This is a genomic window from Streptomyces sp. NPDC057877 (assembly GCF_042796855.1).
GTDB lineage: Bacteria > Actinomycetota > Actinomycetes > Streptomycetales > Streptomycetaceae > Streptomyces.
In genome coordinates this window covers 832979-857424 of record NZ_JBHVMS010000001.1, presented here as the reverse complement: position 1 = coordinate 857424, position 24446 = coordinate 832979, and the positions used below count along the sequence as shown (strand labels likewise).

Below are 24446 nucleotides of genomic sequence, written 5' to 3'. Positions count from 1 at the left end.
TACCCATCCCTGGTGCGGGGCAGTGTCCCCGGCAAGCGCCCGACGACTCACCTCGACCACATCCGACGGAGCCCTTCCATGCCCACGGCAGAAGACACCGCAGACCAGGCCGTACTGACCGACGAGGAACTGCGCCGACTGGACGCCCACTGGCGGGCCGCCAACTACCTGGCCGCCGGACAGATCTACCTGCTCGCCAACCCGCTGCTGACCGAGCCCCTGCAGCCCGCCCACATCAAGCCGCGGCTGCTCGGCCACTGGGGCACCTCGCCCGGCCTGAACCTGGTGTACACGCACCTCAACCGGGTGATCCGCGCGCGTGACCTCAACGCGCTGTGCGTGTGGGGGCCCGGGCACGGGGGGCCGTCCGTGGTGGCCAACTCCTGGCTGGAGGGCAGCTACAGCGAGACCTATCCGGACGTGTCACGGGACGCGGCGGGGATGGCGCGGCTGTTCCGGCAGTTCTCCTTCCCCGGCGGGGTGCCGAGCCATGTGGCGCCGGAGACGCCGGGCTCGATCCACGAGGGCGGCGAACTCGGCTACGCCCTGGCGCACGCGTACGGCGCCGCCTTCGACCACCCGGACCTGGTGGTCGCCTGTGTCATCGGCGACGGCGAGGCGGAGACCGGCCCGCTGGCGGCCTCCTGGCACTCCAACAAGTTCCTCGACCCGGCGCACGACGGCGCGGTGCTGCCGATCCTCCATCTGAACGGCTACAAGATCGCCAACCCGACCGTCCTGTCCCGGCTCCCGGAGCCCGAACTCGACGCCCTGCTGCGCGGCTACGGCCACGACCCCCTCTACGTCGTCGGCGACGACCCGGCCCAGGTGCACCGCGACCTCGCGGCCACCCTCGACCGCGCCCTTGACCGCATCGCCGTGATCCAGCGCGCGGCGCGCGAGGGCGGGGCCACCGAGCGGCAGCCCTGGCCGGTGATCGTGCTGCGCACGCCGAAGGGCTGGACGGGACCGGCCGAGGTCGACGGTGAACCGGTGGAGGGCACCTGGCGCGCCCACCAGGTCCCGTTGCCCGGCGTCCGCGAGAACCCCGAGCACCTGCGGCAACTGGAGGCCTGGCTGCGCTCGTACCGCCCCGAGGAACTGTTCGACGCCGACGGCCGCCCCGTCGCCGACGTCCTCGCCTGTGTGCCGGACGGCCCCCGCCGCCTCGGCGCCACCCCGTACGCCAACGGCGGGCTGCTCGTGCGCGATCTGCCGCTGCCCTCCCTCGACGCGTTCGCCGTGCCGGTCGACAAGCCGGGGGTGACCCTGCACGAGCCGACCCGGGTGCTCGGCGGCCTCCTCGAGCGGGTGATGCGGGACAGCGCGGCCCGCCGCGACTTCCGGCTGGTCGGGCCGGACGAGACCGCCTCCAACCGCCTCCAGGACGTCTTCGGTGCCACGGGCAAGGCCTGGCAGGACCGCACCCTCCCGGTCGACGAACACCTGGACCGGCACGGCCGGGTGATGGAGATCCTCTCCGAGCACCTCTGCCAGGGCTGGCTCGAGGGCTATCTGCTGACCGGACGCCACGGTCTGTTCTCCTGCTACGAGGCGTTCGTGCACATCGTCGACTCGATGGTCAACCAGCACATCAAGTGGCTGAAGACCTCCCGCGAGCTGAGCTGGCGCGCCCCCGTCGCCTCCCTCAACTACCTGCTGACCTCCCATGTGTGGCGGCAGGACCACAACGGCTTCTCCCACCAGGACCCCGGCTTCGTCGACCACGTCCTCAACAAGAGCCCGCAGGTCGTGCGGGTCTATCTGCCGCCGGACGCCAACACGCTGCTCTCCGTGGCCGACCACGCGCTGCGCAGCCGCGACTACGTCAATGTCGTCGTCGCCGGGAAGCAGCCCTGCTTCGACTGGCTGACCATGGACGAGGCCCGCGCCCACTGCGCGCGCGGCGCCGGAATCTGGGAGTGGGCCGGGACGGAGAACGGCAACGAGCCGGACGTGGTCCTGGCCTGCGCCGGTGACGTGCCCACCCAGGAGGTCCTGGCCGCCGCCCAACTGCTGCGCCGGAACCTGCCGGACCTCGCCGTGCGCGTCGTCAACGTCGTCGACATGACGACCCTGCTGCCGCGCGAGGAACATCCGCACGGGATGACCGACTTCGAGTACGACGGCCTGTTCACCGCCGACAAGCCGGTGATCTTCGCCTACCACGGCTATCCCTGGCTGATCCACCGCCTCGCCTACCGCCGCACCGGCCACCCCCACCTGCATGTCCGCGGCTACAAGGAGTCCGGCACCACGACCACCCCGTTCGACATGGTCGTCCGCAACGACCTCGACCGCTACCGCCTGGTCATGGACGTCATCGACCGCGTCCCCGGCCTCACCGTCCGCGCCGCCGCGGTACGCCAGCGGATGGCCGACGCCCGCACCCGCCACCACGCCTGGATCCGCGAGCACGGCACCGACATGCCGGAGGTGGCGGAGTGGAGCTGGGGGGCGTGAGCGGGGTGTGGTGGTGCGGTTCGGCTGAGGGCTGACGAAGGGACCGGGTATCGGTAGGGGTTGTCATCCGAACAGTTCCGATATATCGTTGAAGCATCGCGATGGATCAACGATGGATGGAGTGATGGCGATGCGTTCCCACGGATACGAGCGTGGACACGGTGGACCCTTCTCGGAGGGCCGCGGCGGTTTCGAAGGGCGTCGGGCGGCCTTCGGGCCCTTTGGGCCCGGTGGTCATGGCGGGCACGGGTTCGGGCCCGGTGGGCCCGGATTCGGCCCCGGCCCCTGGGGGCGGGGGCGTGGCGGGCCTCGGGGGAGGGCGCGGCGCGGTGATGTGCGGGCGTCGATCCTGGCGCTGCTGAAGGACCGGCCGATGCACGGCTACGAGATGATCCAGGAGATCGCCGAGCGCAGCGGCGGGGCATGGAAGCCCAGCCCCGGCTCGGTGTACCCCACCCTTCAGATGCTGGAGGACGAGGGGCTGATCGCCAGTGAGACCGAGGGCGGCAAGAAGCTGTTCTCGCTCACCGAGGCCGGTCGCACCGCGGCCGAGGACGGCCCGGAGGCTCCCTGGGAGGAGGCCTCGCGTGGGGTCGACTGGGAGGCCCTCGGGGAGATCCGGCAGGCCGGGTTCGGGCTGATGGAGGCCTTCGGCCAGGTCTGGAAGACCGGCAGCAAGGAGCAGCGCGAGAAGGCGCTCGCGGTCATCAACGAGGCCCGTAAGAAGCTGTATCTCATCCTCGCCGACGAGGACTGAGGTCTCCTGCGCGGCGGGGCGTCCCTGGCATCGGCCATGGGGCGCCCCGTTCGCTGTCAGGTCACCAGCCCCGCCAGTTTGCTCAGCGACTCGTTGAGGGCCGTGGTCGCCGAGTCCTTCAGCCTGCCCGCCATCAGGGACACCGCGGCGCCCGTGAACTCTCCGTCGATGCGGACCGTCGTCGCCCCGTCGTCGGGCGTCAGGGTGTAGCGGGTGGCGACCGTCACCGCCATCGGGCCCTTCCCGCGGATGGCCAGCACCCGGGCGGGCTCCAGCTCCTCGACCGTCCACTCGACCTCGGCCGGGAAGCCCATCAGCTTCATGTGCTCCTCGAAGGTCGCGCCGGTCTCCAGCACCTCGGGGCCGCCCTTGGGGAAGGCGGTGTGCGTCGCGTTCCAGTCGCCGTAGGAGGGCCAGTCCGTGAGCTTGGCCCACACCTGCTCGGCGGGGGCGGCGATGCGTGCCTGCGCGCTGACTTCGGCCATGCGACCACCTCTTCGACTCGGGCCGGGTGTCGCGGAACGTAGCCGTGGGGTCCAGAACATTCAATACTGATGGGTCGTCAGGTTTCTGCCGGGGGCCTGCGCTCCTGCTCAGCCGATCCGGCGTATCACCGCCGCGTCGAACACGTCCCACGCGCGCGGGAGGGCGCTCTCCTCGTGGCAGTGCCAGGCCTCCCAGAACAGGTCGGCGAGCAGCGCGTCCTCCGGGGCGTACACCCGGTACACGTACTGTCTGCCGTCGACCGCGGGCAGCGCGACCAGCCAGCAACCGCTCCTCATGCCCTTCAGGGACGTGCGACGGGGCATGCCGGTTGCCCGGTGGGCGCGTGGCGGGAGGGCGCGCGCCCTCGGGAGGGAACCGGCCTGATCTCATCCGTAAGGATGAGATACCGGCCGGTGATGTCCGCTCTGTGTGGGACGCCGAAATGCTCCCCGCCGGGGATGAACCGATCTTCGGAGGCTGATGGGGTAGGGGATGTGCAACACCGGATCCCCCCGCAGGCGCCCGCCGACCAGGGCGCCCACCGCTCGGACAACGATGCCAGGCTCACCGACGAACTGGCCGCGGTGGTGGCGGGCGCCCGTCGACGGGCCCAGCGGGACGGGGACCGGCATGTCGACTCGGCACATCTGCTGCACTCCCTCCTGGAGTACGACCCCGAGGTGCGCGCCGTCTTCGACGACGGACCACAGCTCGCGCGGCTGCTCGGTTACCTCGTGCAGCGCAGCATCGGCTACGGCCTGCGCTGGCAGGGGGCGGTCGAGGACTCGGGCGCCCTGCCCGTCGTAGCCGGGGGCCGGGAGGTCGAAGGGTGCTCGCCGCTCGTCGCGCAGGCGATGGAGCGGGCCTGGGCACGGGCCGTGGGGCGGGACCAGCGGGCCGGGTGCGTCGATCTGCTGGCGGAGATCGTCGCGGATCCGGCGGCGCGGGCGGTCGAGGTGCTCGGGCGGGCCGGGGTGGACGTCGGGGGGCTGCGGGCCGCCATCGAGGGTGGTCGGAGCCTGCGGCCTCTAGGGCCGTCTGGGCGTTGAGTTCGTTCGCTGGGGTCTGGGGTCGTCCGGGTGTTGAGTCCGTTCGCTGGGGTGCCGGGACTGCCCGGGGGGTTGGTCCGTTCACGGTGGCTCCGGGGCCGTCCGGGCGCTGAGTTCGTTCGCTGGGCCTTCGGGGCCTTCGGGGCCTTCGGGGTCGTCGAGGCCGTCGGGGGGCTTCGTCCGTTCACCTGGCGAGACAGGTGCCATCAGGGGTGACGCTCCTGTCGGCGCCTGTCATCATGTGCCGGTGCATACGTCGAAAAGCAGTCAGGGCAACCGCGGCAAGGGCCTCGGCCTGGGGCTCGCGCTCGGGTCCGCGCTCGCCTTCGGGGGTTCCGGGGTCGCGGCCAAGCCGCTGATCGAGGCGGGCCTCGACCCGCTGCACGTGGTGTGGCTGAGGGTGGCCGGGGCGGCCCTGGTGATGCTGCCGCTCGCCGTGCGGCACCGCGCGCTGCTGCGCCGTAGGCCCGCCCTGCTCGCCGGGTTCGGGCTGCTCGCGGTCGCCGGTGTGCAGGCCTGCTACTTCGCCGCGATATCCAGGATCCCGGTCGGCGTCGCCCTGCTCGTCGAGTATCTGGCGCCCGCGCTGGTCCTCGGCTGGGTGCGGTTCGTGCAGCGGCGGCCGGTGACCCGGGCCGCCGCCCTCGGTGTCGTCCTCGCGGTCGGGGGCCTGGCCTGCGTCGTCGAGGTCTGGGCGGGCCTCGGCTTCGACGCACTCGGGCTGCTTCTCGCCCTGGGTGCGGCCTGCTGCCAGGTCGGCTACTTCGTCCTGTCCGACCAGGGCAGCGACTCCGGCGCCGACGCCCCCGACCCGCTCGGCGTCATCGCCTACGGCCTGCTGATCGGCGCCGCCGTGCTGACCCTGGTGGCCCGGCCCTGGGGCATGGACTGGGCGGTGCTCGGCGAGACCGTGTCCATGGACGGCACCGCGGTCCCGGCCGTGCTGCTGCTGGCGTGGATCGTACTGATCGCCACCGTCGTCGCCTACGTCACGGGCGTGGTCGCCGTGCGCAGGCTCTCGCCGCAGGTCGCGGGGGTGGTCGCCTGTCTGGAAGCGGTCATCGCGACCGTTCTGGCCTGGGTGCTGCTCGGGGAGCACCTCTCGGCGCCGCAGCTCGTCGGCGGCGCGATCGTGCTGGTCGGCGCCTTCATCGCGCAGTCGTCGACGCCCGCGAAGACCGCCGTGGAGCCGGTGGCCGCCGGTGGCGCCGAAAGGGAATTGTCGACCAGCGAGACGGTGGCCTAAAGTGCCGATCATGCATTCGGACGCACGCGTTCTTCCGCCCCCGGCCGCCTGAGGCGGGCCGGTCCCTTAGGCATGACGCCCAGGGCAGGGAGCTGACTCCCTGATCCTTCGCCGGGCCATGCCGTCCTGCCCGCAGACGAAGTCCGCGGACCCCGCCCAGCGGCGGTCCTTTCCCGAACTTCCGCGCATCTCGCGCGCTGCGGAGAACACGTGTCCACAGTTGCTTCCGGCCTGCCCCTCGGGCGTGGCCTCCTCTATCTGATCGTCGCCGGTGCCGCCTGGGGCACCGCGGGTGCCGCCGCCGCACTGGTCTACCGGACCAGTGACATGGGCTCCGTCGCCCTGTCGTTCTGGCGCTGCGCGGCCGGGCTGGCCCTGCTGGTCGCCGCCCGGCTGCTCACTCCCCGCTCGCGGGGCGCCCGGACCGTCGCCGCCCCGAGGGCTCGCCGCCGCACCGCGCTGCGGATCGGGGCCACCGGGGTCGGCCTCGCCATCTTCCAGACGGCCTACTTCGCCGCCGTGTCTGCCACCGGGCTCGCCGTCGCCACCGTGGTCACGCTGGGCGCCGGGCCCGTGCTGATCGCGCTCGGCGCCCGGCTGACCATGGGGGAGCGGCTCGGCCGGGCCGGGGCCGTCGCCGTCCTCGGGGCGCTCGCCGGGCTCGGGGTGCTGGTCGTCGGTGACGGGGCCGCGACGGTACGGCCGTCCGGCGTGCTGCTCGCGCTGCTGTCCGCCGCCGGATACAGCGCGATGACCCTGCTCACCCGCTGGTGGGGCCGGGACGGTGGAACGGACGCCGCGCACACGACCGTATGGGCGTTCGCGGTGACGAGCGCGTGCCTGTTGCCGTTCGCCCTGGCGGAGGGGCTGGTGCCGCACACCGCCGAGCCGGTGCGGCTGGTGTGGCTGCTGGCGTACATGGCGGCGGTTCCCACCGCTCTCGCGTACGCGCTGTACTTCGCCGGGGCGGCCGTCGTACGGTCCGCGACCGTGTCGGTGATCATGCTCCTGGAGCCGGTGAGCGCGGCGGTGCTGGCCGTCGGGCTGCTCGGTGAGCGGCTCACGGCGGCCACGCTGGCGGGCACCTTGCTGCTGCTCGGCTCGGTCGCGGGGCTCGCGGCGGCGGAGGCGCGCGGGACGCGGGAAAGCTGAGCGGCGGCCTGTGGGGCCCTGCGTCCGGTTCTCGGGCGCGGGGCGCCACGGGGGCGTCGGCTCAGTGGTTCAGCGCCGCCAGGTAGTCGGGGAAGTCGACGCCGGGGGCGAGGTCGGCGTTGGGGACGGGGGCCTCGTAGCCCTTGCGCAGGGGGAGGACACCTGCCCAGTGCGGGAGGGCGAGGTCGTCGGGCTCGTCGTTGGCGCCGCCGGTGCGGAGCTTGGCGGAGACCTCGTCGAGGTCGAGGCGGATGACGGCGGTGGCGGCCAGCTCCTTCTTGTCGGCGGGGCGCGAGTCGCGCGAGCGGCCGGGTACGACGTGGTCGACCAGCGCGTCCAGGGCCGTGCGCTTCTCCTCCGGGTCCGTCACGTCGTAGGCGATGCCGTGCACCACCACGGAGCGGTAGTTCATGGAGTGGTGGAAGGCCGAGCGGGCCAGCACCAGCCCGTCGACGTGCGTGACCGTCAGACAGACCGGCAGGCCGGGGTCGGCGGCGCCCGTCATCCGCAGCGGGCGTGAGCCCGTCGAGCCGTGTACGTAGAGCCGCTCGCCGACCCGGCCGTAGAGCGTGGGCAGGACGACCGGGGCGCCGTCGCGGACGAAGCCGAGATGGCAGACGTAGCCCTCGTCGAGGATCGCGTGCACCAGTTCCCTGTCGTAGGAGGCGCGGTCGGCCGAGCGGGTGGGGACGGTGCGGTCGGTCGGTGTGTAGGCGGCGGGCTGCGACTGCGGCTCCCGGGTCCCCTGCATGGCGCTCTCCATTGCTCTAGTGCATAATTGGCTTTGTGCTAGAAGATTATCCGATCAGCGGACGACGCGCAGCGGAGATTTCGGCGAGCGTGGAGCGCGCGGTGGGCTCCGGCGCGCTCGAACCCGGGCAACTGCTGCCTCCGATGCGGGAGTTGGCGACCCGGCTCGGGGTGAACCCCAACACCGTCGCCGCCGCCTACCGCACCCTGCGGGAGCGCGGGGTCATCGAGACCGCCGGGCGCCGGGGCAGCCGTATCCGGGCGAAACCGGCCACCACCGGGCGCGAGGAGATCCGGGTCGACGTGCCGGAGGGCGTGCGCGACCTGTCCGACGGCAACCCGGACCCGGCGCTGCTGCCGTCGCTGGCGGGGGTGTTCGCGGCGGCGGCCGAGCGGGGCGACCGGGAGCCGGTGCTCTACGGGGCCGACCCGGTGGACCCCGAACTGGCCCGTCTGGCCCGGGCCGACCTGGACGCGGGCGGGGTGCCCGACGGGCCGGTGGCGGTCGCCTCCGGCTCGCTGGACGCCATCGAGCGGGTCCTCGCCGTCCATCTGAAGCCCGGGGACACGGTCGCCGTCGAGGACCCCGGCTGGGGCGGGCTGCTGGACCTCGTCCCGGCGCTCGGGCTGCGCACCCGTCCGGTGGGCGTCGACGGTGACGGTCCGCTCCCGGACGCGGTACGCGACGCCCTGGCCGCCGGGGCGCGGGCCCTGATCGTCACCGACCGCGCGCAGAACCCGACCGGGGCCTCGGTGAGCGGCACGCGCGCGCGTGCCCTGCGGTCCGTGCTCCGGGAGCACCCGGAGACGCTGCTGATCGAGGACGACCACGGCCACGGCATCGTCGATCTGCCCCTGCACCCGCTGGCGGGCGGCACCCGGCACTGGGCCTTCGTCCGCTCGGCCGCCAAGGCCTACGGCCCTGACCTGCGGCTGGCCGTGCTCACCGGCGACGGGGTGACCCTCGACCGGGTGCGCGGGCGGCAGCGGCTCGGCCCCGGCTGGGTCAGCCGGATCACGCAGGGCGCGGTGGCGCGGCTGTGGGCCCTCGGCGCGGTGGACGCGCGGGCGGTGGCGGCGGCGTACGGCAGACGCCGGGACGCGCTGATCGCGGCGCTCGCCCCGCGTGGGGTGCCCGCCTACGGCCGCAGCGGGCTCAACGTCTGGATTCCCGTCCCCGACGAGACCGGCGCCGTCGCCCGCCTGCTGCACTCCGGCTGGGCCGTCGCCCCTGGTGCACGCTTTCGCCTCGACGCGCCGCCCGGCATCCGGGTCACCGTCTCGACGCTCAGGGAGCGGGAAGTGGGGCCGCTGGCGGAGGCGATCGCGGCGGCGGTGGGGCGGGTCGGGCGCAGCCGGGTGTAGCCGGAGTCACCGAGGCCGAGGCCGTAGCTGTGTCAGCGCCGCCCCCGCCAGGACGATCACCGCGCCCACCGGGGTCGACCAGGTCAGCGGTTCGCCGAGGAGGGCGATGCCCGCCGCCGTGGCGATGACCGGGACGAAGTACGTGACCGTCTGGGCCGTGGTCGGGCCGACCTCGGCGACCAGGCCGTACTGGACGAGCATGGCGAGGCCGGTGCCGAGGATGCCCAGGGCGGCGATCGCGAGCAGGGGAAGGACGGGAAAGCGGGTCGGCAGGTCCGTGAACAGCGGGGTGACGATGGCCAGTTGGACCGTCGCCAGCAGCAACTGGGCGCCCGTCAGGGACAGGTGGGAGTGGTTCGACCCGGCCAGGGTCCGCCGGACGTAGATCCAGCCGATCGGGTAGCTGAGCGAGGCCAGCAGGGCCATCGCCGTGCCGGGACCGTCCAGGCCCCGGAAGCCCTGCCAGGCGCCGAGCACGGTCAGGACGCCCAGGAAGCCCAGGCCCAGACCGGCGACCCGCACGCGCGTCGGGCGGTCCTCGGAGAGGGCGACCAGCGACAGGGCCATGCCCCACAGGGGCGAGGTGGCGTTGCAGATGCCCGCGAGCGTCGACGGGATGGTCAGCTCCGCGTAGGCGAACAGGGAGAACGGCAGGGCGTTCAGGAAGAAGGCGGCCACCGCCAGATGCGCCCAGGTCCGCGCGCCCCGGGGCAGCCGCTGCCGCTTCACCAGCAGCGCCGCCGCCAGCACCGCCGTACCGAACACCAGTCGCCCCAGGGTCACCTGGAAGGGCGCGTACGCCCCGGTGCCCACCTTGATGAGCAGGAAGCTGAAGCCCCAGACCAGCGACAGGGCGCCCAGTCGCAGCCGCCAGTCCAGACGGGGGCGGGGCCGGGCGGGGCTCGTGGTGGCCGGGTGGGTGGTGGTCAGGGTGGTCATAGGGGCAACGATGCGCGAGCCGATCTCGTAGAACAAGCGAGAATCGGAACCGAATATCTCGTAGCATCGCTTACATGTTGAACCTGGAGCGGCTCCGCACCCTCGACGCCCTCGCCCGGCACGGCTCGGTCAGCGGCGCCGCCGAGGGACTGCACATCACGACCTCGGCCGTCTCGCAGCAACTGTCCAAGCTGGAACGGGAGGTGGGCCAGCGGCTGCTCGCCAAGCACGGCCGCGGGGTACGGCTCACCGACGCCGGGCGACTGCTCGCCGAGCACGCGGCGCGCATCCTGTCGCAGGTCGAGCTCGCCCAGTCCGACCTGGAGGCCCAGCGCGGACAGGTCGTCGGCGAACTGCGGCTGTCGGCCTTCCCGACCGCCGCGCGCGGGCTGTTCCCCACCGCCCTGGCCGCGCTGCGTGTCGAGCATCCGGCGCTGCGGCTGCGCTCCTGCGAGCTGGAACCGGAGCGCGGCATCGCGGGCGTGGTCCGCGGCGACCTGGACCTCGCGGTCGTCCTGGACTGGTACAACAAGCCGATGCCGCTGCCCGACGGCCTGGTCAAGGCGCCGATCCTGGACGACCCGGCCGATGTGGCGATGCCGGTCGGCCATCCGCTCGCGGGCCGGGACGAGGTGGACCTGGGGGAGTTCGCCGAGGACGAGTGGATCACCTGGGGGGAGGGCGAGTTCTGCCACGAGTGGCTGATCTTCACGCTGCGCTCGCGCGGCATCGAGCCGATCCTCGGCCACCGCGCCGCCGAGACCCACACCCAGCTCGGGCTGGTCGCGGCGGGGCTCGGCGTCTGCATCGCGCCCCTGCTCGGCCGCCATCCGCTGCCCGCCGGGGTCGTCACGGTCCCGCTGCGGCAGCGGGTGCGCCGCCATGTGTACGTCGTCTGGCGGGCGGACGCCGACCGCCGCCCGTCGATCCGGGCGGCGGTGCGGGCGCTGCGTGCGGCGGGGGAGCGGATCGGGGTCGGCGCGGGGGTCGTTACGGCGCCGCCAGCTTCCTGAAGTCCCAGGACCTGACCGCGTCCGGCGTCAGCCGCAGCCAGGCGTGGCGGCCGTCGTGCGGGAGTTCCCCGATGCCGAAGTACTTGCGCGCGAACATCCGCTCCACCGGCACGAGCCCGTCGTGCGGGTCGCCCGTGCGCGGCGCCTCGCCCACGAACTCGACGGTGCCGGACAGCTCGACGCCGCGCAGTTCGTCGTAGGCGTGCCCGGCGTCGATCACGACCGCGACCTTGGCGTCCCGGCGCAGGTCGGTCCAGCGGCGGCTGCGGGTGAGGGAGTACAGCCACAGCGAGGTGCCGTCCCACGCGAACCACAGCGGGCTCACATGCGGGGTGCCGTCGGCGGAGACGGTGGCGACGCGGCAGGTGCGCTCGGCGGCGAGGAACGCGTCCAGTTCCTCGGGCGTCATCATGATCTTCCGGCCACGGCGCTGGGTCACGGTCATGCGGGCCCCTCCACTTCCCCGGCGGGTTCACCGCCCGGATACTGACGGTGCGTCAGGACAGAGCATGGCCCGTCTTCCGTACCCACGCAACGGCGCCCACCAGTGAGGAGAGCCGTGATGCCGTCCCCCGCACAGCTCAGCGAGCTTCTCGACCCCGCCGCCACGGTGCTGCTCACCGTCGAGTGCCAGGAGGGCGTCGTCGGACCGCACGGCGCGCTGCCCGAACTCGCCCGGGAGGCACGGGCCTCGGGCGCTCTCACCAACGTCGCCCGGCTGGTGGCCGCGGCGCACGAGAGCGGTGTCCAGGTCGTCCACGCCATCGCCGAACGCCGCCCCGACGGCCGGGGCGCGAGCCGCAACGCCCGGCTGTTCCGCGCCGCCGAACGGCTGCCCGTGCAACAGCTCTCGGGGAGTACGGCGGTACGGGTGGCGGCACCGATCGAGGTCGCCGAGGAGGACCTCGTCGTACGGCGGCTGCACGGCCTGTCGCCGATCCAGGGCACCGACGTCGACGCCCTGCTGCGCAACCTCGGCTGCCGCACCCTGGTCGTCACCGGCGTCTCGGCCAACGTGGCGATACCCAACGCCGTGTTCGACGCCGTGAACCGGGGCTACACCGCCGTCGTGCCGACGGACGCCGTCGCGGGGGTGCCCGCCGAGTACACCCCCGCGATGATCCGGCACACCCTCGCCCTGGTCGCCACCCTCGCCACCACCGACGAGGTGCTCGGCTGTCTGAAGCGTCCGCGCCGCCGCTGAGACCGGGGCGGGCTCAGATGCGCATGATCGAGTCCCCGTCGACGGCGATCTCGGCCGCCGCCAGCGGCTGGGTCGCCGGGCCCTTCTGGACACTGCCGTCGGTCGCCGAGAACTGGCTGCCGTGGCAGGGGCAGTGGATGAGGCCGTCCTTGACGTCCTTCACCGCGCAGCCCTGGTGGGTGCACTTGGACGAGAAGGCCTTGAACTCGCCCGCCGTCGGCTGGGTCACGACCACGTCGCCGAAGACCTTCCCGCCGCCCTCGGGCACGTCCGCCGCCTTGCCGAGCACGGTGCCCCCACCGGCGCCACCCGCCTCGGCGTCCCCGGCCCCGGAACTCGGCGATCCGGCCCCGGCGTCGACCTCGGTGTCGGTACCGGTCCCCGTCCCGGAGTCGTCCTCCGACCCGCACGCCGTCAGCGCGACGGCGATCCCCGCCGCCCCGGCCGCCGCGATGACGGCCCGCCGGGCGGGCCGGGACGAGGGCTGTACGGGCTGAAACGATGCGCTGGTCATGCTGGGAGTCCCTTCCAGGGGATAGGTGTGCTGGGATGATCCGCCCAGTGGTACGGGCCCCGCGCCACGCCCGTTCAGACTCCGTCGAGATGACCCCAGTAGCCTGGGGCGATGCTCAAGGAAGTCTTCGCGACCCGCTACATCACGCCCCTGCGGGAGGGCGGCTCGCTGCCGGGACTCGTCGAGGCCGACGACTTCGGGACGTACGTCATCAAGTTCACCGGCGCGGGCCAGGGCCGCAAGACCCTCGTCGCGGAGGTCGTCTGCGGTGAACTCGCCCGCAGGCTGGGCCTGCGCGTGCCCCGGCTGGTGACGGTCGGCCTCGACCCGGTGCTGGGGCTCGGCGAGCCCGACCCGGAGGTGCAGGAGCTGCTGAAGGCCAGCGGCGGCACCAACCTCGGCATGGACTTCCTGTCCGGTGCGCTCGGCTTCGACCCGCTCGCCTTCGGGGTGGACCCGCGCGAGGCGGGCCGGATCGTCTGGTTCGACGCGCTGGTGGGCAACGTCGACCGGTCCTGGCGCAACCCCAACCTGCTGATGTGGCGCGGCGACCCGTGGTTGATCGACCACGGCGCCACCATGATCTGGCAGCACAACTGGCCCGGCGCGCGGGCCTCCGCCGCCCGCCCCTACGACGCCTCCGACCACGCCCTGATCCGCTTCGCGCCGGACGTCGCCGGCGCTGCCGCCGAACTCGCGCCCCGCGTCACGGCCGACCTCCTCGCCGAGGTCACCGCCGAGATCCCCGAGGTCTGGCTGGCCGACGAGCCCGGCTTCGAGACCACCGACGACCTGCGGCGCGCCTACGCCGAACCGCTGCTCGCGCGGGCCGCCGACATCCACGAGCGCATCCAGGGGACCAAGTGAACGACCGCCACGTCTTCGAGTACGCGCTCCTGCGCGTCGTACCGCGCGTCGAACGCGGCGAGTGCGTCAACGCCGGGGTGCTGGTCTACTGCCGCGCCAAGTCCTACGTCGGCGCCCGCACCCACCTCGACGAGGCACGCCTGCTCGCCCTGGACCCGGAGGTGGACCTTCCCGGCGTCCGTGCCGCCCTCCGTGCCGTGGAGGGCGTCTGCGCGGGCGGCGACGCGGCGGGCCAGGCGGCCCCGGACGACCCCGGGCGGCGCTTCCGGTGGCTGATCGCGCCGCGCTCGACGGTCGTGCAGCCGGGGCCGGTGCACACGGGGCTGACCGCCGATCCGGGGGCGGAGGCGGAGCGGCTGCTTGAGCTGCTGGTGAGGTAGGGGATCACACGGTCGCGTCCGCGCGGGCGGCGCCGCTTCGGGCGCTTGACCGTGCCGCGTTCGAGGGCCGGTGCATCCCGGGCCGACCCCTGATCCGGCGCCGGAGGCCGGGCGGCTGGTCCGGCTGCTGGGTGAGGTAATGGATCACACGGCCCCATGAGCCGTTGACACCGCGTGCCAGGGCTTCTAGCGTCACGTCTGCTGAAGGTACTAAGCGGTCGCTCACCGATGGGCGGGCCGCGGAGCCGCATCCCGAGGACGAGGAGAAGCAGCCATGTCCAGCACTGACCAGCGGGTCGCCGTAGTCACCGGCGGAGCGCGCGGAATCGGCGCGGCCACCGCCGTACGCCTGGCCGCGGAGGGCCGGGCCGTCGCGGTGATCGACCTCGACGAGGCCGCCTGCAAGGACACCGTCGAGCAGATCACCGCCGCGGGCGGCAAGGCGATCGCGGTCGGCTGTGACGTCTCCGACGAGGCCCAGGTCGAGGCGGCCGTGGCCCGGATCGCCGAGGAGCTGGGCGCGCCGACGGTCCTCGTCAACAACGCGGGCGTGCTCCGCGACAACCTGCTGTTCAAGATGAGCGCCTCCGACTGGGACACGGTCATGAACGTGCACCTGCGCGGCTCGTTCCTGATGACCAAGGCCTGTCAGAAGCACATGGTCGACGCGGGCTTCGGCCGGATCGTCAACCTCTCCTCGTCCTCCGCGCTCGGCAACCGCGGCCAGGCCAACTACGCCGCCGCCAAGGCCGGTCTCCAGGGCTTCACCAAGACGCTCGCCAAGGAGCTGGGCAAGTTCGGCATCACCGCCAACTCCGTCGCCCCCGGCTTCATCGTCACGGAGATGACCAAGGCCACCGCCGAGCGCGTCGGCATGGGCTTCGAGGAGTTCCAGGCCGCCGCCGCCACCCAGATCCCGGTGCAGCGGGTGGGCCGCCCCGAGGACATCGCCAACGCGATCGCCTTCTTCACCGGAGACGACGCCGGGTTCGTGTCCGGCCAGGTGATGTACGTCGCCGGTGGACCGCTCAACTAGATCCGGAGCAGGAGCGAGAGACATGACTGTGGAGCTTTCGGGCAAGGTCGCCCTCATCACCGGCGGCAGCCGCGGCATCGGCTACGGCGTCGCCGAGGCCCTCATCGCGCGCGGTGACCGGGTCTGCATCACCGGCCGTAACGAGGACGCCCTGAAGGAGGCCGTCGACCGGCTCGGCTCCGACCGCGCGATCGGCGTCGCGGGCAAGGCGCACGACGAGGCGCACCAGGTCATCGCCGTCGAGCGCACGATGGAGGCGTTCGGCCGGGTCGACTACCTGGTCAACAACGCCGGTACGAACCCGGTGTTCGGGCCGATCGCCGAGCTGGACCTGAACGTCGCGCGCAAGGTGTTCGAGACCAATGTGATCTCGGCGCTCGGCTTCGCCCAGCAGACCTGGAAGGCCTGGCAGCGGGAGAACGGCGGCGCGATCGTCAACATCTCCTCCGTCGCCGGGCTCGCGCCCTCGCCGTTCATCGGCGCGTACGGCGTCAGCAAGGCCGCGATGATCAACCTGACCGTGCAGCTGGCGCACGAGTTCGCGCCCAAGGTGCGGGTCAACGCGATCGCCCCGGCCGTGATCAAGACGAAGTTCGCGCAGGCCCTGTACGAGGGCCGGGAGGCGGAGGCAGCCGCCGCCTACCCGCTGGGCCGCCTCGGGGTGCCCTCCGACATCGGCGGCGCCGCCGCGTTCCTCACCTCCGAGCAGTCCGACTGGGTCACCGGCCAGACGCTGGTCGTGGACGGGGGGATCTTCCTCAACGCCGGGGTGCACTGAGTCTCAACGCCGGGGTGCACTGAGTCTCACCGCCGGGGTGCCTGAGTTTCACCGCCGCAGCGCGCCGGGTCTCGGCGCCCTCGGCACGGGCGCCGTTCTCCGCCGTAACCGGATCCCGGTTGTGGCGGAAAACGGCGCCTTCGATGTAACAGACAGCTGTCATTGATGTACGGGCAGCTCACAGCCGCTTGACAACGTAGTCATGACACGGGTTGATCAAGAAGCGTGCACAAGCATGGCCCAACCGCCCAAACGCCTGCGGTAATGTCTGCCGACCCTTGGTATGGCAGATCGAGGAGCGTGCGCGTGTTCAACCGGAATCGATGCTTGCAGCAGATAGCTGCCGTGGCGTCCATATCCCTGGTGGCGGGGTGCAGTCTCTTTTCGGACGACGACTCCGATGCGGGACCGATCGTCGTGGGCACCACCAGCGCGCCCAGCACCCTGGACCCCGCCGCCTCCTGGGACGGTTCCTGGGAGCTGTTCCGCAACATCTACCAGACGTTGCTGAGCTACCCGAACGGCGCGACCACGCCGCAGCCCGACGCCGCCGAGAGCTGTGGGTTCACCGACAGCTCCAACCGCGCCTACCGCTGTGAACTGCGCGAGGGGCTGAAGTTCGCCGACGGCTCCGCCCTCGACGCCCAGGCCGTGAAGCACTCCATCGACCGGATCCTGAAGATCAAGGTCCCCGGCGGACCGGCCGGAATGCTGGGCAGCCTGGAGCGGGTCCAGGCGCGCGGGGACCGCGAGGTCGTCTTCCACCTCAAGACCGCCGACGCGACCTTCCCGTTCGTGCTCGCCACCCCGGCCATGTCGATCGTCGACCCGGACACGTACCCCGCCGACGCGCTGCGCGAGGGCACCGACGTCAACGGCTCCGGACCCTACGCCCTCCAGTCGTACGAGGAGGGCGACGAGGCGGAACTCGTCCGCAACGAGCACTACAAGGGGTACGCCGAGCGCCGCAACGACGCGGTGACCATCCGGTACTTCGACGGCTCCGACGCCATGGTCAAGGCGCTGAAGGCCAAGCAGATCGACCTCACCTACCGCGGTCTCGCCTCCGACGACGTCGTCGAACTCCAGAAGCGCAACAACGACTCGGGCCTCCAGCTCGTCGAGGGCGCGGCCTCCGACATCAGCTACCTGGTGTTCAACCCGAAGGACCCCTGGGCGGCCAAGCTCGCCGTGCGGCAGGCGGTCGCGCAGGTCGTCGACCGGGCGACGATCGTGCACGAGATCTACAAGGACACCGTGGAGCCGCTGTACTCCATGGTCCCCAAGGGCCTCACCGGACACACCACCGGCTTCTTCGACAACTACGGTGACCCGAGCGCCGACAAGGCCCGCGCGATGCTGTCCGAGGCGGGCATCACCGAGCCGGTGCCGCTCACCTTCTGGTACACCACCGACCGGTACGGCTCCGAGACGGCCACGCTGTTCAAGGAGCTGAAGCGCCAGCTGGAGGCCACGGGTCTGTTCGAGATCACGCTGAAAAGCCGCCCCTGGAAGACGTACGTGGAGGGCTACCAGAAGGGCGAGTACCCGGTGTTCGGGCGCGGCTGGTTCCCCGACTTCCCCGACGCCGAGAACTTCATCGCCCCGTTCGTGGGCCAGGAGAACGCCCTCGGCACGCCGTACCCGGCCACCGAGATCACCGAGAAGCTGCTGCCCCGCTCCCGCCGGGAGAGCGACCGTGCGCAGGTCGCGAAGGACTTCGAGGAGGCCCAGGAGATCCTCGTCGAGGACGCGCGGCTGCTGCCGCTGTGGCAGGGCAAGCAGTACTGGGCCGCCAGCGAGGAGATCTCCGGTGGTGAGCGGGCCCTGGACCCGTTGACGATCATGATGCTGTGGGAGCTGTCCCGCAAGACCAGCTGGTAGGCGGCGGATTTCCGGGCGGTGAGGGTGATTGTCAGTGGTCGCCGGTAGGTTCTGAGTCCTGCAAGTGACCGCACACCGTGAGGAAGTTGACGTGACCGACATCGCCATGCTGCCCGAGTCCTGGCGCGGGGTTCTGGGCGACGAGCTGCAGAAGCCCTACTTCAAGGAGCTGACGGAGTTCGTCGAGGAGGAGCGGGCGAAGGGTCCCGTCTACCCGCCGCGCGAGGAGGTCTTCGCCGCCCTGGACGCCACGCCGTACGACCAGGTGAAGGTGCTGATCCTCGGTCAGGACCCGTACCACGGCGAGGGGCAGGGGCACGGCCTGTGCTTCTCGGTCCGGCCCGGTGTGAAGACGCCGCCCTCGCTGCGCAACATCTACAAGGAGATGCAGGCGGAGCTGGGCCTGCCCGTCCCGGACAACGGCTACCTCATGCCGTGGGCCCAGCAGGGCGTACTGCTGCTGAACGCGGTGCTCACGGTCCGCTCCGGTGAGGCCAACTCGCACAAGGGCAAGGGCTGGGAGAAGTTCACCGACGCGGTGATCCGCGCGGTGGCCGACCGGCCCGACCCGGCGGTGTTCGTGCTGTGGGGGAACTACGCGCAGAAGAAGCTCCCGCTGATCGACGAGACCCGCCATGTGGTGGTGAAGGGCGCCCACCCGTCGCCGCTGTCGGCGAAGAAGTTCTTCGGCTCGAAGCCGTTCACGCAGATCGACGAGGCGGTGGCCGCGCAGGGTCATGGGGCCATCGACTGGCGCATCCCCGACCTGGGCTGATCCCTGGTGGGCCGGGGGGTCGGTCCGGCCCCCGGGCCCGTTACCGGAGCCGCCTCGTCCGGATTGTCGGTGCCTGCGGTTAGCGTCGGGGCACGACGGTCGGTGAGGGCGCGGGAGGCGTGATGGTGGAGCGGCGGGAGCAGGTGGCGCCGGACGCGGTGATGACGCGGATCGGGCAGGTCGTGATGCTGCATCACGCGGGGGACAAGGAGGAGGCCCGGCAGCGCTTCCTCCAGCTGTGGGCGGAGATCGGTGAGGACGGGGACCCGCTGCACCGGTGCACCCTCGCCCACTACATGGCCGACACCCATGACGACCCCGCCGACGAACTGGCCTGGGACCTGCGGGCGTTGACCGCCGCCGAGGAACTCACCGGCGACCGCCTCGCCCGCCACGACGGCACCCTCGCGGTACGGGCGCTGTATCCCTCCCTGCATCTGAACCTCGCCGCCGACTATGTGAAGCTCGGCCGCGCGGAGGCCGCCCGCACCCACCTCAGACGCGCCCGGAGCGCCTCGGCCGCCCTCGCCGACGACAGCTACGGGGACGGGGTGCGGGCGGCCATCGGGCGGCTGGAGATGCGGTTGGGGGAGGACGGCCGGTCCTAGGACCTGTCTGACGATTCCGGTCGTCGCCCGAAGGGCGGAGCGGGCGGGAGTCGTCAGACAGGCCCTAGCCGTGGCCTCAGCGGCGGCCGTGCACCTGCTCGCAGGTCACCGACTCCGGGCTGTCGGGGCGCCAGCCGCCGTACTTCCGGCCGAGTGCGCAGACGTCGGCGTTCTGGCGGAGGGCCGAGGACACGTCCGGGATCACGGGGTGCGAGGGCCGGGGCGGGTGGGGGGCCGGGTGGGTCGAGGGCTGTGAGCGGTCGGGCCGGTCGGCGGACCGCTGGGGGTGGTCGGCGCGCGGCTCGTGGCGCGGCTCGGCGTGCCGCGGGGGCCGCCCGTCCGGTGTCGGTGCCGTGGCTGACGGACGGCGCGGGGCGGCGGTGCTCGGGGCGGGGCGGTGGGAGGGGCCGATCAGCTCCAGCGCCTCGCGCGCCGGGGCCTGGACGATCTGCGGCTCCGCCCGGTGGTCCGGGCGCTGTGCCGGGGGCGCGGACGGCATGGTGGGCGGGCCGGGCGCGGGCGGGTGCGGGACCGTCGTACAGCCGGAGAGGGCGGACACGGCCACGGTGACCAGAAGCGCTGCGGTGGTCGTCGTTCGATGCACCCGCGCAACTGTGATGGTTCGGGTCCCGAGGGGCACGGCGGACAAGCGAGGGTTGCCCCGTACGGGTGATCTCCGTCCCCGGTAGGGAGGGCGCGCGGGGGGCGCTGCTGACGTCAGCCGCCGGTGCCGCCGTCGCCGAACATCCCGACGAGCAGCTCCCGCAGCCCGGCCCGCACCTCGTCGAGGCTCGGCGGTTCGGCGTTGAAGGAACCGGCCGCGCAGCTGAACATCAGTCCGTCCGCCCAGGCGATCAGGGACAGGACGTGCCGGGCGGGGGAGGTGGAGCCCAGGGCGGTGACCAGCACGGTGAGGTGCTCGCGGAAGACGGCTCCCTCGGCGTCGTAGAACGCGCGCAGTCCGGGGCGCCGGGTGGCCTCCAGGGCGAGTTCGTAGCGGGCCACGAGCAGATCGCGGTGGGCGGTGATGGTGCGGTGGACCGCCAGGGCCATGGCATCGGCCAGGGAGTCGAGCCCATCGCGCGGGTCGGGCATCTCGTGCAGCCCGAGCACGCGCGCCTCGCGCTCGGCGTGCCGCCGTACCGCCAGTTCCAGCAGCGCCTGCCGGGTGCGGGCCACATTGGAGGTGGAGCCCTGGGGGAGCCCGGCCGTCTCGTCGACCGCCCGGTGGGTGAGACCGCGCATCCCGCGCTCGGCGAGCAGGGCGAGAGCGGTGTCGGCGACGAGGTCGGCGCGGGAGGCGCCGGGGGAGGCGCCGGGGGAGGCACCGGGGGAGGCGCCGGGGGAGGCACCGGGGAAGCGATCTGACATGACGCCCAACCTACCCGGCGGACTACAGCTGTAGTACGGTGGCCGGAGGTCACTACGGGTGTAGTGAGCCGGGGGGTCCGAGGAGGAGCCATGGCACAGTCGGCGCGCGCCGTCGTCGTCGGGGGCGGGATCGGCGGCCTGACCGCGGCCGTCGCCCTGCACCAGAGCGGCTGGCAGGTCACCGTCCTGGAACGGGCCCGCTCCCTGGAGCCTGTCGGCGCCGCCATCTCGCTCGCCCCCAACGCCCTGCGCGCCCTGGACGTCATCGGGTTCGGCGACGACATCCGCGCCCTCGCCGTCTGGCAGGGCGGTGGGGGCGCCGCCCGCTCGAGCGAGGCCGAGAGCGGGGGAGGGCTGCGCACCCCACGCGGGCGCTGGATCGCGCGCTCCGACGCCGCCGCCGCGGCCGAGCGCTTCGGCGGCCCCCTGGTCCTGCTGCACCGCGCCACCCTGATCGACGGCCTCGCCGCCCGCCTCCCCGACGGCACCGTCCGTACGGCCGCCGCCGCGACCCTCGCCGACCCCGGTGACACCGGGCGCCCGGCGCGCGTGGCCACGGCGGACGGCGAGTGGGAGGCCGACCTGGTCGTGGCGGCCGACGGCATCCAGTCCGCCGTACGCCGCACCCTCTTCCCCGACCACCCCGGAACCACCTACTCCGGCTTCACCACCTGGCGCGTGGTGATCCCCGTGCCCGGCGCCGAGTTCGCCTCCCACGAGACCTGGGGCCGGGGCCGCATCTGGGGCACGCACCCGCTGAAGGACGGCCGGGTGTACGCCTACGCCGCCGCCGTCACCCCGGCCGGGGGACGCGCGCCCGACGACGAGCGGGCCGAGCTGGTACGCCGCTTCGGCGACTGGCACGACCCGGTCCCCGCCGTCCTGGCCGCCGCCCGCCCCGAGGACGTGCTCCGGCACGACGTCCACCACATCGCCGAGCCGCTGCCCGCCTTCCACCGGGGCCGGGTCGCCCTTCTCGGCGACGCCGCCCATGCCATGCCGCCGACGCTGGGCCAGGGCGGCAACCAGGCCATCGAGGACGCGGTCGTACTCGCCGCCCACGCCCGCGACCTGCCCGCCTACAGCGCCGCCCGGCTGCCGCGTACGACGGCCATCGCGCGCCAGTCCGTGAGGGTCGCGCGGCTGAACATGATGAGCAACCGCGCCGGGATGGCCGTACGCGACACGGCGCTGGCGGCCCTGTCCAGGACGGGGCCCGCGCTGCTCCTGCGCGGCTTCGACGGCATCGCCGACTGGCGGCCACCGCAGCGCCCGTATGCTGCCGGAAAGGCGGATTCAGGCAAGCGGTAGAGGAGACACCCCGTGAAGGTCGGCTGCATCGGACTCGGCGACATCGCGCAGAAGGCGTATCTGCCGGTGCTCGGCGTCCAGCCCGGGGTGGAACTGCACCTCCAGACCCGCACCCCCGCCACGCTCGCCCGGGTCGCCGACAGCCTCCACCTCCCGGCGTCGCGGCGCCACCTGGACCTCGACTCCCTGCTCGGCGAGGGACTCGACGCCGCGTTCGTGCACGCGCCCACCGAGGTGCACCCGCAGATCGTGACCCGGCTGCTGGAAGCGGGCATACCGACCTACGTCGACAAGCCGCTCGCCTATGAACTCGCTGACTCCGAGCGGCTGGTGGCGCTGGCCGAGGAGCGCGAGGTGGGGCTCGCGGTCGGGTTCAACCGCCGGTTCGCGCCCGCGTACGCGCAGTGCGCCGAGCACCCGCGCGAGCTGATCGTCATGCAGAAGAACCGCGTCGGCCTGCCCGAGCAGCCGCGCACGATGATCCTCGACGACTTCATCCACGTCGTGGACACCCTCCGCTTCCTCGTCCCAGGACCGGTCGACGACGTGACCGTGCGCGCCCGCACCGAGGGCGGGCTGCTGCACCACGTCGTGCTCCAGCTCGCCGGGGAGGGCTTCACCGCGCTCGGCGTGATGAACCGGCTCAGCGGCTCGACGGAGGAGATCCTGGAGGTATCCGGGCAGGACACCAAGCGGCAGGTGCTCAACATCGCCGAGGTGATCGACCACAAGGGCCAGCCGACCGTGCGGCGGCGCGGGGACTGGGTGCCGGTGGCCCGGCAGCGCGGCATCGAGCAGGCGGCGCTGGCCTTCCTCGACGCCGTACGGGCCGGGAAGACGCTCAGCGCCCGGGACGCGCTGGCGACGCACGAACTGTGCGAGCGGGTGGTCCACGCCGTTCAGGACCGCGCGGTCGCCTGACCGCCCGCGCCCCCTCCACGAGCCCGTACGCGGCGAGCACCAGCAGCGCCGCGTACACCGGCCAGGCGCCGAGCCGGGCGTACGGCGTGACACCGTCCGCCAGCGGCACCTCGTACACCTCGGCGGCGCTCGCGTCCGTGCCCAGCCAGGAACCCACGCGATGCCCGCTCGGGCCGTACACCGCCGAGATCCCGGTCAGCGTGGCGTGCACCATCGGACGGCCGGTCTCCGCGGCGCGCAGCGCGGCGAGCGAGGCGTGCTGCGCGGGCGCCCAGCTCTGCTGGAACGTGGAGGTCGCGGACTGGGCGATCAGCACGTCCGCGCCGTCCCGCGCGAGACTGCGGCTCAGGTCCGGGAAGGCCGACTCGAAGCACACCATCGGGCCGATCCTGAGGCTCTCGCCGACGTTCATCACCACCTGCTCGGTGCCGCGCCTGCGGTCCTCGGCGGCGGCCTCGCCGACCGAGGTCGCCCAGCCGAGCACGGAGCGGGCCGGGATGTACTCGCCGAAGGGGACCAGCCGCATCTTGTCGTAGCGGTCGCCGGTGGGGCCGTCCGGTCCGATGAGCACCGAACTCTTGTAGATGCCGGGCCGGTCGGAGCGGCGGGCGTCCACGTTCACCAGGATCTCGGCGTCCGTCTCCCGCGAGAGCGCGGCGAGGCGCCGGGTCAGATCGGGGCGGTCACCGAGGTCGAAGCCGACGCTGCTCTCACCCCAGACGATCAGATCGACGTCCTGACCGGCCAGGTCGCGGGTCAGCCGCTCCTCGCGGTCGAACCGGCGTTCGCCGCTGTCCGCGCCGCCGATGATGCCCGGCTGGACGACGGCGATCCGTACGTGGGCGTCGGTGCCGGGGCGGGGGGACCAGACGTGGGCGGCGAAGGTGGCGATGGCGGTGAGGGCCAGGGCGGTGACGGCGACGACGGTGACGGCGCGGGTGCCCGCACGGGCCGTGCCCGGCGCCGGTGACGTCCACGCCGCGACCAGCACCGCGACCAGCACCGCGACCGCCACGTTCACGGTCACCACCAGCAGACTCAGCAGCCACACCCCGCCCACCGACGCCAGCCGCAACGCGGGTTCCTGCTGCCACTGGCTGGCGCCGAGCATGCCCCAGGGCCCGCCCAGCCCCTCCCAGGAGCGGACCAGCTCCACCGCCAGCCAGCCCGACGGCAGCACGAGCAGCGCCGCCGCGATCCGGCGCGCGCCGGGCGCCCCGCCGAGGAACCGGCGCACGAGCCAGCCCCAGGGCGCCCACAGCGCGCCGAGCAGGGCGGCGATGACGAAGGTGAACACGTGCAGGTTCGGCAGCAGCCAGTGGTGCACGGCCAGCATGAAGCCGAAGCCGCCCCACCAGCCGTCGTACAGGGCCCGCTTCCCGGTCGGCGCGGTGCGGGCCAGCAGCAGCCACGGCACCAGCGCCACCCAGGCGAACCACCACCAGGAGGGCGCGGGGAAGGCCAGCATGGGCAGCGCGCCCGCCAGCGCGGCGATCGCCGAGCGGCGCCAAGGGGAGGCGAGCCACTGGCCGGACCACTTCATACGGCGCCTCCCTACCCGTGGGTCCAGTGTGCGC

26 protein-coding genes are annotated in these 24446 nt (G+C 72.9%); 17 read left to right on the top strand and 9 right to left on the bottom strand.

Annotation, left to right across the window (positions count from 1 at the left end):
• The first annotated feature begins 78 nt into the window (after window positions 1-78).
• Window positions 79-2463 carry a phosphoketolase gene (locus tag ACFVQG_RS03780; protein ID WP_383376414.1) on the top strand — a complete coding sequence of 795 codons (2385 nt, stop codon included), beginning with the start codon at window positions 79-81 and terminating at the stop codon, window positions 2461-2463.
• Between the two features lie 130 nt (window positions 2464-2593).
• A complete protein-coding gene (locus ACFVQG_RS03775; RefSeq protein WP_383376413.1) occupies window positions 2594-3220 on the top strand; it encodes a PadR family transcriptional regulator in 627 nt (208 codons plus the stop codon).
• A gap of 56 nt (window positions 3221-3276) precedes the next feature.
• Here ACFVQG_RS03775 and ACFVQG_RS03770 read toward each other — a convergent pair whose 3' ends face one another.
• Entirely contained in the window at window positions 3277-3705 is a 429-nt protein-coding gene (locus ACFVQG_RS03770; protein ID WP_383376411.1) for an SRPBCC family protein, read from the bottom strand.
• Between the two features lie 108 nt (window positions 3706-3813).
• Entirely contained in the window at window positions 3814-4002 is a 189-nt protein-coding gene (locus ACFVQG_RS03765) for a hypothetical protein (RefSeq protein WP_383376408.1), read from the bottom strand.
• 198 nt (window positions 4003-4200) lie between these two features.
• Here ACFVQG_RS03765 and ACFVQG_RS03760 point away from each other — a divergent pair, with 198 nt between their 5' ends.
• The 3 genes from ACFVQG_RS03760 (at window position 4201) to ACFVQG_RS03750 (ending at window position 7153) form a co-directional block, all read left to right on the top strand.
• Entirely contained in the window at window positions 4201-4755 is a 555-nt protein-coding gene (locus tag ACFVQG_RS03760) for a Clp protease N-terminal domain-containing protein (protein WP_383376406.1), read from the top strand.
• 241 nt (window positions 4756-4996) lie between these two features.
• A complete protein-coding gene (locus tag ACFVQG_RS03755; RefSeq protein ID WP_383376404.1) occupies window positions 4997-6001 on the top strand; it encodes a DMT family transporter in 1005 nt (334 codons plus the stop codon).
• A 210-nt stretch (window positions 6002-6211) separates the two neighbouring features.
• Window positions 6212-7153: a DMT family transporter gene (locus ACFVQG_RS03750; RefSeq protein WP_383376402.1), complete on the top strand. Its 942-nt coding sequence runs from the start codon at window positions 6212-6214 to the stop codon at window positions 7151-7153.
• A 61-nt stretch (window positions 7154-7214) separates the two neighbouring features.
• Here ACFVQG_RS03750 and ACFVQG_RS03745 read toward each other — a convergent pair whose 3' ends face one another.
• Entirely contained in the window at window positions 7215-7904 is a 690-nt protein-coding gene (locus ACFVQG_RS03745) for a pyridoxamine 5'-phosphate oxidase family protein (RefSeq protein ID WP_383376401.1), read from the bottom strand.
• A 35-nt stretch (window positions 7905-7939) separates the two neighbouring features.
• On the opposite strand from ACFVQG_RS03745, the gene ACFVQG_RS03740 reads away from it, so the two are divergent.
• Window positions 7940-9268: an aminotransferase class I/II-fold pyridoxal phosphate-dependent enzyme gene (locus ACFVQG_RS03740; RefSeq protein ID WP_383376400.1), complete on the top strand. Its 1329-nt coding sequence runs from the start codon at window positions 7940-7942 to the stop codon at window positions 9266-9268.
• A 6-nt stretch (window positions 9269-9274) separates the two neighbouring features.
• On the opposite strand, the gene ACFVQG_RS03735 is transcribed toward ACFVQG_RS03740, so the two are convergent.
• Window positions 9275-10207, bottom strand: a complete 933-nt coding sequence (locus ACFVQG_RS03735; protein WP_383376398.1) for a DMT family transporter — start codon at window positions 10205-10207, stop codon at window positions 9275-9277.
• A 74-nt stretch (window positions 10208-10281) separates the two neighbouring features.
• Here ACFVQG_RS03735 and ACFVQG_RS03730 point away from each other — a divergent pair, with 74 nt between their 5' ends.
• Window positions 10282-11220: a LysR family transcriptional regulator gene (locus ACFVQG_RS03730; RefSeq protein ID WP_383376396.1), complete on the top strand. Its 939-nt coding sequence runs from the start codon at window positions 10282-10284 to the stop codon at window positions 11218-11220.
• Here the strand turns inward: ACFVQG_RS03730 and ACFVQG_RS03725 are convergent.
• Window positions 11198-11665, bottom strand: a complete 468-nt coding sequence (locus ACFVQG_RS03725; RefSeq protein ID WP_383376394.1) for a pyridoxamine 5'-phosphate oxidase family protein — start codon at window positions 11663-11665, stop codon at window positions 11198-11200. The two genes, ACFVQG_RS03730 and ACFVQG_RS03725, sit on opposite strands and share 23 nt — an antisense overlap.
• A gap of 117 nt (window positions 11666-11782) precedes the next feature.
• Here ACFVQG_RS03725 and ACFVQG_RS03720 point away from each other — a divergent pair, with 117 nt between their 5' ends.
• Entirely contained in the window at window positions 11783-12424 is a 642-nt protein-coding gene (locus ACFVQG_RS03720; protein ID WP_383376392.1) for a cysteine hydrolase, read from the top strand.
• Window positions 12425-12437: 13 nt separating this feature from the next.
• Here ACFVQG_RS03720 and ACFVQG_RS03715 read toward each other — a convergent pair whose 3' ends face one another.
• Window positions 12438-12938, bottom strand: coding sequence for a Rieske (2Fe-2S) protein (locus ACFVQG_RS03715; protein WP_383376390.1), 501 nt, complete (start codon window positions 12936-12938; stop codon window positions 12438-12440).
• Window positions 12939-13049: 111 nt separating this feature from the next.
• On the opposite strand from ACFVQG_RS03715, the gene ACFVQG_RS03710 reads away from it, so the two are divergent.
• The 7 genes from ACFVQG_RS03710 (at window position 13050) to ACFVQG_RS03680 (ending at window position 19266) form a co-directional block, all read left to right on the top strand.
• Window positions 13050-13805 carry a HipA family kinase gene (locus tag ACFVQG_RS03710; RefSeq protein WP_383376388.1) on the top strand — a complete coding sequence of 252 codons (756 nt, stop codon included), beginning with the start codon at window positions 13050-13052 and terminating at the stop codon, window positions 13803-13805.
• Complete coding sequence (locus tag ACFVQG_RS03705; protein ID WP_383376386.1) at window positions 13802-14185, top strand: DUF3037 domain-containing protein; 384 nt, start codon at window positions 13802-13804, stop codon at window positions 14183-14185. The genes ACFVQG_RS03710 and ACFVQG_RS03705 overlap by 4 nt, the downstream gene beginning before the upstream one ends.
• A gap of 274 nt (window positions 14186-14459) precedes the next feature.
• The gene (gene fabG / locus ACFVQG_RS03700) at window positions 14460-15221 is read left to right on the top strand and encodes a 3-oxoacyl-ACP reductase FabG (RefSeq protein WP_383376384.1); all 762 of its coding nucleotides are present in this window, start codon (window positions 14460-14462) and stop codon (window positions 15219-15221) included.
• Between the two features lie 22 nt (window positions 15222-15243).
• Window positions 15244-15999 carry an SDR family oxidoreductase gene (locus tag ACFVQG_RS03695; RefSeq protein ID WP_383376382.1) on the top strand — a complete coding sequence of 252 codons (756 nt, stop codon included), beginning with the start codon at window positions 15244-15246 and terminating at the stop codon, window positions 15997-15999.
• A gap of 306 nt (window positions 16000-16305) precedes the next feature.
• Window positions 16306-17883: an ABC transporter substrate-binding protein gene (locus tag ACFVQG_RS03690; protein ID WP_383376381.1), complete on the top strand. Its 1578-nt coding sequence runs from the start codon at window positions 16306-16308 to the stop codon at window positions 17881-17883.
• A gap of 91 nt (window positions 17884-17974) precedes the next feature.
• The gene (gene ung, locus ACFVQG_RS03685) at window positions 17975-18658 is read left to right on the top strand and encodes a uracil-DNA glycosylase (RefSeq protein ID WP_383376379.1); all 684 of its coding nucleotides are present in this window, start codon (window positions 17975-17977) and stop codon (window positions 18656-18658) included.
• A gap of 122 nt (window positions 18659-18780) precedes the next feature.
• Window positions 18781-19266, top strand: a complete 486-nt coding sequence (locus ACFVQG_RS03680) for a hypothetical protein (protein ID WP_383376377.1) — start codon at window positions 18781-18783, stop codon at window positions 19264-19266.
• A gap of 76 nt (window positions 19267-19342) precedes the next feature.
• Here ACFVQG_RS03680 and ACFVQG_RS03675 read toward each other — a convergent pair whose 3' ends face one another.
• Together ACFVQG_RS03675 and ACFVQG_RS03670 are read right to left on the bottom strand one after the other, a co-directional pair.
• A complete protein-coding gene (locus tag ACFVQG_RS03675; protein WP_383376375.1) occupies window positions 19343-19870 on the bottom strand; it encodes a hypothetical protein in 528 nt (175 codons plus the stop codon).
• A gap of 113 nt (window positions 19871-19983) precedes the next feature.
• On the bottom strand, window positions 19984-20637 hold the full coding sequence (locus ACFVQG_RS03670) for a TetR/AcrR family transcriptional regulator (RefSeq protein ID WP_383376373.1): 654 nt from the start codon (window positions 20635-20637) through the stop codon (window positions 19984-19986).
• 90 nt (window positions 20638-20727) lie between these two features.
• Between ACFVQG_RS03670 and ACFVQG_RS03665 the strand changes: the two genes are divergently transcribed.
• Window positions 20728-21948: an FAD-dependent monooxygenase gene (locus ACFVQG_RS03665; protein ID WP_383376371.1), complete on the top strand. Its 1221-nt coding sequence runs from the start codon at window positions 20728-20730 to the stop codon at window positions 21946-21948.
• 12 nt (window positions 21949-21960) lie between these two features.
• Complete coding sequence (locus tag ACFVQG_RS03660; RefSeq protein WP_383376369.1) at window positions 21961-22869, top strand: Gfo/Idh/MocA family protein; 909 nt, start codon at window positions 21961-21963, stop codon at window positions 22867-22869.
• Here ACFVQG_RS03660 and lnt read toward each other — a convergent pair.
• Window positions 22790-24412 (bottom strand): apolipoprotein N-acyltransferase, encoded by a 1623-nt coding sequence (gene lnt / locus ACFVQG_RS03655; RefSeq protein WP_383376367.1) that lies wholly within the window; start codon window positions 24410-24412, stop codon window positions 22790-22792. The genes ACFVQG_RS03660 and lnt overlap by 80 nt on opposite strands.
• Window positions 24413-24446: the final 34 nt, after the last annotated feature.

What these genes read in the sequence shown, in the direction of transcription:
- ACFVQG_RS03780 (WP_383376414.1), top strand. Translation starts at nt 79, where the DNA reads ATGCCCACGGCAGAAGACACCGCAGACCAGGCCGTACTGACCGACGAG.
- ACFVQG_RS03775 (WP_383376413.1), top strand. Translation starts at nt 2,594, where the DNA reads ATGCGTTCCCACGGATACGAGCGTGGACACGGTGGACCCTTCTCGGAG.
- ACFVQG_RS03770 (WP_383376411.1), bottom strand. Translation starts at nt 3,705, where the DNA reads ATGGCCGAAGTCAGCGCGCAGGCACGCATCGCCGCCCCCGCCGAGCAG.
- ACFVQG_RS03765 (WP_383376408.1), bottom strand. Translation starts at nt 4,002, where the DNA reads ATGAGGAGCGGTTGCTGGCTGGTCGCGCTGCCCGCGGTCGACGGCAGA.
- ACFVQG_RS03745 (WP_383376401.1), bottom strand. Translation starts at nt 7,904, where the DNA reads ATGCAGGGGACCCGGGAGCCGCAGTCGCAGCCCGCCGCCTACACACCG.
- ACFVQG_RS03735 (WP_383376398.1), bottom strand. Translation starts at nt 10,207, where the DNA reads ATGACCACCCTGACCACCACCCACCCGGCCACCACGAGCCCCGCCCGG.
- ACFVQG_RS03730 (WP_383376396.1), top strand. Translation starts at nt 10,282, where the DNA reads ATGTTGAACCTGGAGCGGCTCCGCACCCTCGACGCCCTCGCCCGGCAC.
- ACFVQG_RS03725 (WP_383376394.1), bottom strand. Translation starts at nt 11,665, where the DNA reads ATGACCGTGACCCAGCGCCGTGGCCGGAAGATCATGATGACGCCCGAG.
- ACFVQG_RS03720 (WP_383376392.1), top strand. Translation starts at nt 11,783, where the DNA reads ATGCCGTCCCCCGCACAGCTCAGCGAGCTTCTCGACCCCGCCGCCACG.
- ACFVQG_RS03715 (WP_383376390.1), bottom strand. Translation starts at nt 12,938, where the DNA reads ATGACCAGCGCATCGTTTCAGCCCGTACAGCCCTCGTCCCGGCCCGCC.
- ACFVQG_RS03710 (WP_383376388.1), top strand. Translation starts at nt 13,050, where the DNA reads ATGCTCAAGGAAGTCTTCGCGACCCGCTACATCACGCCCCTGCGGGAG.
- fabG (WP_383376384.1), top strand. Translation starts at nt 14,460, where the DNA reads ATGTCCAGCACTGACCAGCGGGTCGCCGTAGTCACCGGCGGAGCGCGC.
- ACFVQG_RS03695 (WP_383376382.1), top strand. Translation starts at nt 15,244, where the DNA reads ATGACTGTGGAGCTTTCGGGCAAGGTCGCCCTCATCACCGGCGGCAGC.
- ACFVQG_RS03680 (WP_383376377.1), top strand. Translation starts at nt 18,781, where the DNA reads ATGGTGGAGCGGCGGGAGCAGGTGGCGCCGGACGCGGTGATGACGCGG.
- ACFVQG_RS03670 (WP_383376373.1), bottom strand. Translation starts at nt 20,637, where the DNA reads ATGTCAGATCGCTTCCCCGGTGCCTCCCCCGGCGCCTCCCCCGGTGCC.
- ACFVQG_RS03665 (WP_383376371.1), top strand. Translation starts at nt 20,728, where the DNA reads ATGGCACAGTCGGCGCGCGCCGTCGTCGTCGGGGGCGGGATCGGCGGC.
- lnt (WP_383376367.1), bottom strand. Translation starts at nt 24,412, where the DNA reads ATGAAGTGGTCCGGCCAGTGGCTCGCCTCCCCTTGGCGCCGCTCGGCG.